Source organism: Lysobacter korlensis (assembly GCF_042434515.1).
On record NZ_JBHLTG010000061.1, the window covers coordinates 1 to 555 of the forward strand.

A 555-nucleotide genomic window follows, 5' to 3' on the forward strand; every position below is an offset into this window, starting at 1 on the left:
TGATGGCTGACGTCCACGTCGCCAGCAGCAGCAGCAAAAAGAACACGCTCAGCCACAGGGAGCCCCAGGGCAACTCAGAGAAGGCAATGGGTAGGGTCACGAACATCAACCCCGGCCCGTCCGCCGGGTCCATCCCCTGGGCAAACACTACCGAAAAGATCGCAATACCCGCCAGCAGCGCCACGCTGATATCCAGCACGGCTACCGCACAAGCGGCTTTCGGCAGGCTCTGTTCATCCGGCATATAGGCCCCGTAGGCCATCAACGCACACGCCCCTACGGCCAGGGTGAAAAAAGCGTGTCCCATGGCATGCAGCACCACCGACGCGGTGACGTTTTCGAAAGACGGCATGAACAGCCAGTGCAGCGCCGCCCCAAAGCCGCTGGTGGTCATGGCGTAGAGGGCTAATAGCACCAACAGGCCATAGAGCACCGGCATCAAGAGATTATTGAGCCGCTCCAGGCCTTTCGCGACGCCAGCCGCCACCACCGTCATGGTCATGAACAGGAACAGTGAATGGTTGAAAATCAGCAAGCCTGGGTTGGCCAGAAAGG

Annotated in this window: 1 protein-coding gene; it reads right to left on the reverse strand. The window is 60.0% G+C overall.

Annotated features, from left to right (window positions below; genetic code table 11):
* The coding region (locus ACFFGH_RS34440) for an SLC5/6 family protein (protein ID WP_446686189.1) at positions 1 to 555 on the reverse strand (555 nt) is incomplete at both ends.